This is a genomic window from Pseudomonas sp. SWRI154, from assembly GCF_014268645.1.
Classification (GTDB): domain Bacteria; phylum Pseudomonadota; class Gammaproteobacteria; order Pseudomonadales; family Pseudomonadaceae; genus Aquipseudomonas; species Aquipseudomonas marvdashtae.
The window spans coordinates 91,869-99,976 of sequence record NZ_JABWQW010000024.1; the positions used below are offsets into that span (position 1 = coordinate 91,869).

Here is an 8,108-nt window from a genome sequence, read left to right on the forward strand (position 1 = left end):
CACAATGACCTCCAAAAAAACAGCCACTGCGGTTTCCGATCTGACCCTGAGCCCGACCGCCAATGGCCCCGAAGCCACTACGCTTTCGAGCAGCTCGCGATCCCTGGCGACCCAGCAATACCTGTATTTCACCGAGACCAACACCGACCGCATCCTCGATAACCTCGATGGTCTGCGCGATGCCGTGTTCCCCCGCCCGCCCCACCTGGTGGACGACGAGAGCGAGCGTGGCCAGCAGGAATTCCCGTCGGTGTGCCTGATCGGGCTGGGGCGCTGCGGCTCAAACATCGCCCTGGACGTCGCGGAGTTGGTCTATAACGCCCGCAAGTTCTACCTCAACGAATTCAACGCCGAAGACAAGAACTACGGCGACAAGGGCTATCGCCCCGCACAATGGATGCGCAACCTGCGCCTGGGCCATGGCAAGGCCAGCAAACCGGTGTTTTTGGTAGAACCGCTGGTCATGCTCGGTGACTTGGACAAGGACATCGCCGGACGCATCCGCTTCTCGCGCAAGGGTGAGAAAAGCGGTTTCCTGCGCGACTACAGCAAAATGAAAATCATGGACCTGTCGGAAGTCCATGCCGGCGGCGCCGGTAACGCGCCGATCCTCGGCCAGTACCTGGCCAAGATCATCCTGAACAAGGACACCCAGCGTTTCTCCAGCCCCGACTGGAAAATGATCCACTCGTACCTGATCGACAGCTGCGGCATCAAGGCCAACCAGTCGCGCCTGTATTTCTCGATCTTCAGCGCCGGCGGCGGTACCGGTTCGGGCATGGCCTCGGAGTTCGGCCTGGCCCAGCAGTACTCGTACATGAACAAGACGTTCGACACCAAGCCGATGGACGAGCACGACAGCAAGAGCGGTCACTCCTTCGTCTTCGAGCCGATCTTCACCAGCGGCATCTGCGTGCTGCCGAACATTTCCGATCACCGCAGTGAAATGTCCGAGGCGCTGCACATCAACGCCGGACGCCTGCTGTGCAAATACCTCTCGGAAGAATGGGATTTCTCCTACAACTTCGCCAATGAAGACAGCAGCGAAGCCAGCGTCATGGGCCGTATCCGTCCATGGAACGCGATGATGCTGATCTCCAACGACATCATGCGTTACGCCGAGGAAAGCGATGACGGCAACATCCAGAACATTGATGTCAATGCGATGGAAAAACACGCCAACCAGTACATTTCCCAGCAGATCTTCAACATCCTGACGGCCCAGGCCGTTACCACCGACTACGACCAGAACTACTTCCGTCGCGCCGGCATCGACATTGGCGAAACCATTCGCCTGGACGCCAACGACCTGTTCATGAGCCTGGCCGGCCCCGTGGCGATTGCCTACGCCGAATCCGTGGTCCCGGAAACCCCGGCGCCGAGCGGCGACAAGTTCAAGGTATTCGAGAAAGAGCCGCCGCGCCTGAACATCGACGACCTGTTCTTCCGCTCCATCGACCTGCCGCACTTCAACAAAGTCACCCAGGCCATCGAAGGCATCAGCCTGCTGCCCATCGAATCCAAGCGCTACCGGGCCTCGCTGGAGCAATACAAGAATTCCGGCTACGACGCCGCCGCCCTGCACGACCTGCACTTCTTCAAGAACTGCTCGTCGGTGGTGTCGATCGTCTCGCTGCCTAAAGACTACAAGCTGTCCTACATGGACCTGAACCGGCTCAAGACCCACCTCAACAGCCTGTTCCCCAACACCACGCTCAAGCGTTACGCCTTGGTGATCGGCGCCTCGGCCAACCTGTCGCTGACCACCTTGATCGCCAAGAGCCCGTGCCTGTCGGACGACTTCCTGACGCTGATCGTGGCCTTCATCAAGCGCTGCTTCGCCCGCAACCCGTACCGCTTCGACGACACCCTGGACAACTCGATCCTGGACTTCATCATCAATGAAGAGTTCGATGAAGGACGCATCGATGAGTTGCTCAATGAATTCGAGAACCCGGCGAAGATCCTCGACACCAACTGGTACGCGATCAAGCCGATGTACGAGAAGAAGTACCGCGAGCTGATCAGTGACAAGGACAAGTTTGTCTCGATCAATGACATCCGCCTGTCCCGCGACTGCGTGAAGAAGTCGATCAAGTACCTGCGCGAGATCTACCGTCACCGGATCGGCAAGACCAAGGTTATTTCTCTGAATAACCATACTGGCAAGAGTTACTGAGGCATTCAGAAACAATTGAGCAGCCCAAAGGCTGCTCAATAAACTGTTCCCGTTACGTATACGTCACCCTCCCCTGTGGCGTTTCGCCACGGCGGGCTGTCATCACGCTACTCACGTACACACTTTCTCAAGCGCAAAAACACGAACCAACTTGGTGCGTCGATCAATTCGACGCCCTTTCCTGGATCAAAATCCACGGTGAAACCACGACGGCCCAAAGCTGCGGATCGCGTTCGAGAAAATCCAGCGCCCGCGTTTCAGACAGCTTGGCGAGCTGGTCGGCGGCCAGCCAGGCAGCGACTTTGGTACCTTCGTCCTGGGCGACGGCCTCGGCGGCGGCGATCAAATCCAGTGCCGGATCGACCCACAATAGGGCACCCTTGGCAAAGAACGGCTCCAGCTCTTTCCAGGTGATGGATGCGGTTTCACCAAGCAGTTTGGCATAGAGGGTGCTAGGTTCTTGATTCATGGGAGCTGTCCGGAAAAGAAATCGGCGCGAATGATAACGTCGGTGGTCTGGCAGAAAAACCCGGTTGCAATTGCAGTACCGATTGAAAAGCGCAGCAAAGCCAAGGATTGCCGATTTGACCGGTCCAACCCCGCCGCCAATCTGTCTTTTTCTTTCAATAAAGCGACACCTTCGGGTTTTGCCCCCAAGCGCCAGCTTCCCTTGCCAACAATCGGCGCTCTACACTGTACCGGTACAGTTGCCGGGGGCATTTTCCGCAAGGATATCCAAGATATCTGACCCGGTTCTGCTGCTACGGCGCCAGGACTATAAAAATTACAACAGCATGAGTGGAGCACTATGACTAAGGCTACTAAGCAGATTTCCAAACTGTTTGCCGCTATGGTTCTGGCCGGGGTTGCCAGCCATTCGTTGGCCGCCGACACCATCAAGATTGGCATCGCCGGCCCTAAGACCGGCCCCGTAGCCCAATACGGTGACATGCAGTTCAGTGGCTCGAAAATGGCCATCGAACAGATCAACGCCAAGGGTGGCGTCAACGGCAAGCAACTGGTCGCCGTTGAATACGATGACGCCTGCGATCCGAAACAAGCGGTCGCGGTTGCGAACAAAGTGGTCAACGACGGCGTCAAGTTCGTGGTCGGCCACCTGTGCTCCAGCTCCACCCAGCCAGCGTCGGACATCTACGAAGACGAAGGCGTGATCATGATCACCCCGGCCGCCACCAGCCCGGACATCACCGCGCGCGGCTACAAGATGATCTTCCGCACCATCGGCCTGGACAGCGCCCAAGGCCCAGCGGCCGGCAACTACATCGCCGACCACGTCAAGCCGAAAGTCGTTGCGGTCCTGCACGACAAGCAGCAGTACGGCGAAGGCATCGCCAGCGCGGTAAAAGCCACCCTTGAGAAGAAAGGCACCAAGGTTGCCGTGTTCGAAGGCGTGAACGCCGGCGACAAGGACTTCTCTTCGATGATCGCCAAGCTCAAGCAAGCCAACGTCGACTTCGTCTACTACGGCGGCTACCACCCGGAGCTGGGCCTGATCCTGCGTCAAGCCCAGGAAAAAGGCCTGAAAGCCAAGTTCATGGGGCCGGAAGGCGTGGGCAACGACTCGATCTCGCAGATCGCCAAGGAAGCTTCCGAAGGCCTGCTGGTGACCCTGCCGAAATCCTTCGACCAGGACCCAGCCAACGTCGCCCTGGCTGACGCGTTCAAGGCCAAGAAAGAAGACCCGAGCGGTCCGTTCGTATTCCCGTCCTACTCGGCTGTGCAAGTGATCGCCCAGGCCATCACTTCCACCAAGAGCGAAGACCCGGAAAAAGTGGCTGAAGCCATCCACGCCGGCACCTTCAAGACCCCAACCGGTGACTTGAGCTTCGACGCGAAGGGCGACCTGAAGGACTTCAAGTTCGTGGTTTACGAGTGGCATTTCGGCAAATCCAAAACCGAAGCTTCGCCTCAGTAAGGCCTGGCCTGACTGACTGCCAATAAAGCCCACGGCGTGCCGTGGGCTTTGTTTTAAATGTATTGGGCCGCGCTGGCGTGATCCGCCAGTCTCCCCACCTGAAAATCTCAAAACCGTCATCAGCGGTTCGCTGGCAAACCTCGTGTTCGAAGTGGATGAAGATCCACGGGGCCCGGGCGGGAAAATGACTCCACCAGTGAAATGCGTATCAGGTTTTTAGGAGCGCTGTAATGCCTGACATCTATCACTTCTTCCAACAGCTGGTTAACGGCCTGACCGTTGGCAGCACGTATGCCCTGATCGCCATCGGCTATACGATGGTCTACGGCATCATTGGAATGATCAACTTCGCCCACGGCGAGGTGTACATGATTGGCTCCTACGTGGCGTTCATCGCCATCGCCGGGCTGGCCATGATGGGACTCGACAGTGTCCCGCTGTTGATGACCGCTGCTTTTATCGCGAGCATCGTGGTGACCAGTTCCTATGGCTACAGCATCGAACGGATTGCCTACCGCCCGTTGCGCGGCAGCAACCGTCTGATCCCGCTGATTTCCGCCATCGGCATGTCGATCTTCCTGCAGAACACGGTTCTGCTTTCGCAAGACTCCAAGGACAAATCCATTCCCAACCTGATCCCGGGCAACTTTGCCATCGGGCCAGGCGGGGCACAGGAAGTGATGATTTCCTACATGCAAATCGTGGTGTTCGTGGTGACCCTGGTCGCCATGCTCGGCCTGACGCTGTTCATCTCCCGTTCCCGCCTGGGCCGCGCCTGCCGCGCCTGTGCCGAGGACATCAAGATGGCCAACCTGCTGGGCATCAACACCAATAACATCATCGCGTTGACCTTTGTCATCGGTGCGGCCCTGGCGGCCATCGCCGCGGTGCTGCTGAGCATGCAATACGGCGTGATCAACCCCAACGCCGGCTTCCTCGTGGGCCTGAAAGCATTCACCGCCGCGGTACTGGGCGGTATCGGCAGCATCCCCGGCGCAATGCTCGGCGGGCTGGTGCTGGGCGTAGCGGAAGCCTTTGGCGCCGACATCTTCGGCGACCAGTACAAGGACGTCGTGGCGTTCGGCTTGTTGGTTCTGGTTCTGTTATTCCGGCCGACCGGCATCCTGGGCCGTCCGGAGGTTGAGAAAGTATGACTAGGCATCTCAAATCGGCGCTCTTCAGCGCCCTGCTGGTCTGGGCCGTGGCCTACCCGGTACTCGGTCTCAAACTGACCATCGTCGGCATCAACCTGGAAGTGCACGGCACCAGCCCGGCCATCCTGGCGACTATCGCCGTGTGTTCCGTCCTGATGTTCCTGCGGGTCTTGTTCAGCACGCAAATCAGCGCCGCCTGGAAGGCATCTCCCGGCGTGCCGGTGATCCCGGCCAAGGCCAGCAACTTCCTGACCCTACCGTCGACCCAACGCTGGATCGTCCTGGGCCTGGTCGTCGTGGCATTGGTGTGGCCGTTCTTCGGTTCGCGCGGTGCGGTGGACATCGCCACGCTGATCCTGATCTACGTGATGCTCGGCCTCGGCCTGAACATCGTCGTAGGCCTGGCCGGTCTTCTGGACTTGGGCTACGTGGGTTTCTATGCCGTCGGCGCCTACAGCTACGCGCTGCTGTCCCATTACTTCGGCCTGAGCTTCTGGATCTGCCTGCCGATTGCCGGGATGATGGCCGCTACCTTCGGTTTCCTGCTGGGCTTCCCGGTCCTGCGCTTACGCGGTGACTACCTGGCAATCGTGACCCTGGGTTTCGGCGAGATCATCCGCCTGTTCCTGCGTAACCTGACCGACATCACCGGTGGCCCGAACGGCATCAGCAACATCGAGAAACCGACGTTCTTCGGCCTGACCTTCGAGCGCAAAGCCGCCGAAGGCCTGCAGACCTTCCACGAGTTCTTCGGCCTGCAATACAACTCGATCAACAAGGTGATCTTCCTCTACCTGGTGGCGTTGCTGCTGGCCCTGGCCGCGCTGTTCGTCATCAACCGCCTGCTGCGCATGCCGATTGGCCGTGCGTGGGAAGCGCTGCGTGAAGACGAAATCGCCTGCCGTGCGCTGGGGCTCAACCCGACCGTGATCAAGCTGTCGGCCTTCACCCTGGGCGCTGCGTTCGCCGGTTTCGCCGGTAGCTTCTTCGCCGCTCGCCAAGGCCTGGTGACGCCCGAATCCTTCACCTTCATCGAGTCGGCGATCATCCTCGCCATCGTGGTGCTGGGCGGGATGGGCTCGCAGCTGGGCGTGATCCTCGCGGCGATCGTGATGATCCTGCTGCCCGAAATGATGCGTGAATTCAGTGAATACCGCATGTTGATGTTCGGCGCCTTGATGGTGCTGATGATGATCTGGCGTCCTCAAGGTCTGCTGCCTATGCAACGCCCACACATGGAGCTGCGCAAATGAGCCGCGAGATACTCAAGGTTGAAAATCTAAGCATGCGCTTCGGCGGCTTGCTGGCGGTCAACGGCGTGGCCCTGACCGTCAAGGAAAAACAAGTGGTTGCGCTGATCGGGCCGAACGGCGCGGGCAAGACCACCGTATTCAACTGCCTGACCGGCTTCTACCAGCCAACTGGCGGCACCATCCTGTTGGACGGCGAGCCAATCCAGGGCCTGCCCGGCCACCACATTGCTCGCAAGGGCGTGGTGCGGACCTTCCAGAACGTGCGGCTGTTCAAGGACATGACGGCGGTCGAGAATTTGTTGATCGCCCAGCACCGTCACTTGAACACCAACTTCTTTGCCGGCCTGTTCAAGACCCCGGCGTTCCGCAAGAGCGAACGCGAGGCCATGGAGTACGCCGAGTACTGGCTGGACAAGGTCAACCTCACCGAGTTCGCCAACCGTACCGCCGGGACCCTGGCCTACGGTCAGCAACGGCGCCTGGAAATCGCCCGCTGCATGATGACCCGCCCGCGGATCCTCATGCTCGACGAACCGGCGGCCGGCCTGAACCCGAAGGAAACCGAAGACCTGAAGGCGTTGATCAGTGTGCTGCGCGAAGAGCACAACGTCACCGTGCTGTTGATCGAGCACGACATGAAGCTGGTCATGAGCATTTCCGACCACATCGTCGTGATCAACCAGGGCACGCCCCTGGCCGACGGCACGCCGGAACAGATCCGCGATAATCCTGAAGTGATCAAAGCCTACCTGGGGGAAGCGTAAATGCTGCAGTTCGAAAACGTTTCCACCTTCTACGGCAAGATCCAGGCCCTGCACAGCGTCAACGTCGAAGTCCGCCAGGGCGAAATCGTCACGTTGATCGGCGCCAACGGTGCCGGTAAATCCACCCTGCTGATGACGCTTTGCGGTTCGCCACAGGCCCACAGCGGCAGCATCCGCTACATGGGCGAGGAATTGGTGGGCCAGGACTCGGCGCAGATCATGCGCAAGAGCATCGCCGTGGTGCCGGAAGGCCGTCGCGTGTTTGCCCGGCTGACCGTGGAAGAAAACCTCGCCATGGGCGGATTCTTCACCGACAAAGGCGATTTCCAGGAACAGATGGACAAGGTCTTGCACCTTTTCCCACGCCTGAAAGAGCGTTTTACCCAGCGCGGCGGCACCATGTCCGGTGGCGAACAGCAAATGCTCGCCATCGGCCGCGCGCTGATGAGCAAGCCCAAGCTGCTGTTGCTCGACGAGCCCTCACTGGGCCTGGCGCCGATCATCATCCAGCAGATCTTCGACATCATCGAACAGCTGCGCAAGGATGGCGTGACGGTGTTCCTGGTGGAGCAGAACGCCAACCAGGCGCTGAAGATCGCCGACCGGGCGTATGTGCTGGAGAACGGTCGCGTGGTGATGCAAGGCACCGGTGAAGCGCTGCTGACCGACCCGAAAGTACGCGAGGCTTATTTGGGCGGTTGAGTCTGTCGCGATAGAAAAAAACGGCCTTCTCAGACTGTGTGAAAACCTAGCAATCTGTTGGTCGGTTGAAGAAAATGCCCGTATCGCAAGATACGGGCATTTTTCTTATGCGCTATATCC

The 8,108-nt window shown here is 59.1% G+C and carries 8 protein-coding genes; 7 read left to right on the forward strand and 1 reads right to left on the reverse strand.

Features of this window, described 5'->3' with window-relative positions:
• Nucleotides 1-4: 4 nt before the first annotated feature.
• The gene (locus HU806_RS20025; RefSeq protein ID WP_186613617.1) at nucleotides 5-2,179 is read left to right on the forward strand and encodes a hypothetical protein; all 2,175 of its coding nucleotides are present in this window, start codon (nucleotides 5-7) and stop codon (nucleotides 2,177-2,179) included.
• 163 nt (nucleotides 2,180-2,342) lie between these two features.
• On the opposite strand, the gene HU806_RS20030 is transcribed toward HU806_RS20025, so the two are convergent.
• Entirely contained in the window at nucleotides 2,343-2,648 is a 306-nt protein-coding gene (locus tag HU806_RS20030) for a DUF2288 domain-containing protein (protein WP_186613619.1), read from the reverse strand.
• A 30-nt stretch (nucleotides 2,649-2,678) separates the two neighbouring features.
• Here HU806_RS20030 and HU806_RS20035 point away from each other — a divergent pair, with 30 nt between their 5' ends.
• The 6 genes from HU806_RS20035 (at nucleotide 2,679) to HU806_RS20060 (ending at nucleotide 7,988) form a co-directional block, all read left to right on the forward strand.
• Nucleotides 2,679-2,927, forward strand: a complete 249-nt coding sequence (locus tag HU806_RS20035) for a hypothetical protein (RefSeq protein ID WP_186613621.1) — start codon at nucleotides 2,679-2,681, stop codon at nucleotides 2,925-2,927.
• Between the two features lie 60 nt (nucleotides 2,928-2,987).
• A complete protein-coding gene (locus HU806_RS20040) occupies nucleotides 2,988-4,115 on the forward strand; it encodes a branched-chain amino acid ABC transporter substrate-binding protein (RefSeq protein WP_186613622.1) in 1,128 nt (375 codons plus the stop codon).
• 230 nt (nucleotides 4,116-4,345) lie between these two features.
• Complete coding sequence (gene livH, locus HU806_RS20045; RefSeq protein ID WP_186613624.1) at nucleotides 4,346-5,269, forward strand: high-affinity branched-chain amino acid ABC transporter permease LivH; 924 nt, start codon at nucleotides 4,346-4,348, stop codon at nucleotides 5,267-5,269.
• The gene (locus HU806_RS20050; protein WP_186613626.1) at nucleotides 5,266-6,522 is read left to right on the forward strand and encodes a high-affinity branched-chain amino acid ABC transporter permease LivM; all 1,257 of its coding nucleotides are present in this window, start codon (nucleotides 5,266-5,268) and stop codon (nucleotides 6,520-6,522) included. The genes livH and HU806_RS20050 overlap by 4 nt, the downstream gene beginning before the upstream one ends.
• Nucleotides 6,519-7,286: a high-affinity branched-chain amino acid ABC transporter ATP-binding protein LivG gene (gene livG, locus HU806_RS20055; RefSeq protein ID WP_186613628.1), complete on the forward strand. Its 768-nt coding sequence runs from the start codon at nucleotides 6,519-6,521 to the stop codon at nucleotides 7,284-7,286. Before HU806_RS20050 ends, livG begins: the two co-directional genes overlap by 4 nt.
• Entirely contained in the window at nucleotides 7,287-7,988 is a 702-nt protein-coding gene (locus HU806_RS20060; RefSeq protein ID WP_186613630.1) for an ABC transporter ATP-binding protein, read from the forward strand.
• The last annotated feature ends 120 nt before the right edge of the window (nucleotides 7,989-8,108 follow it).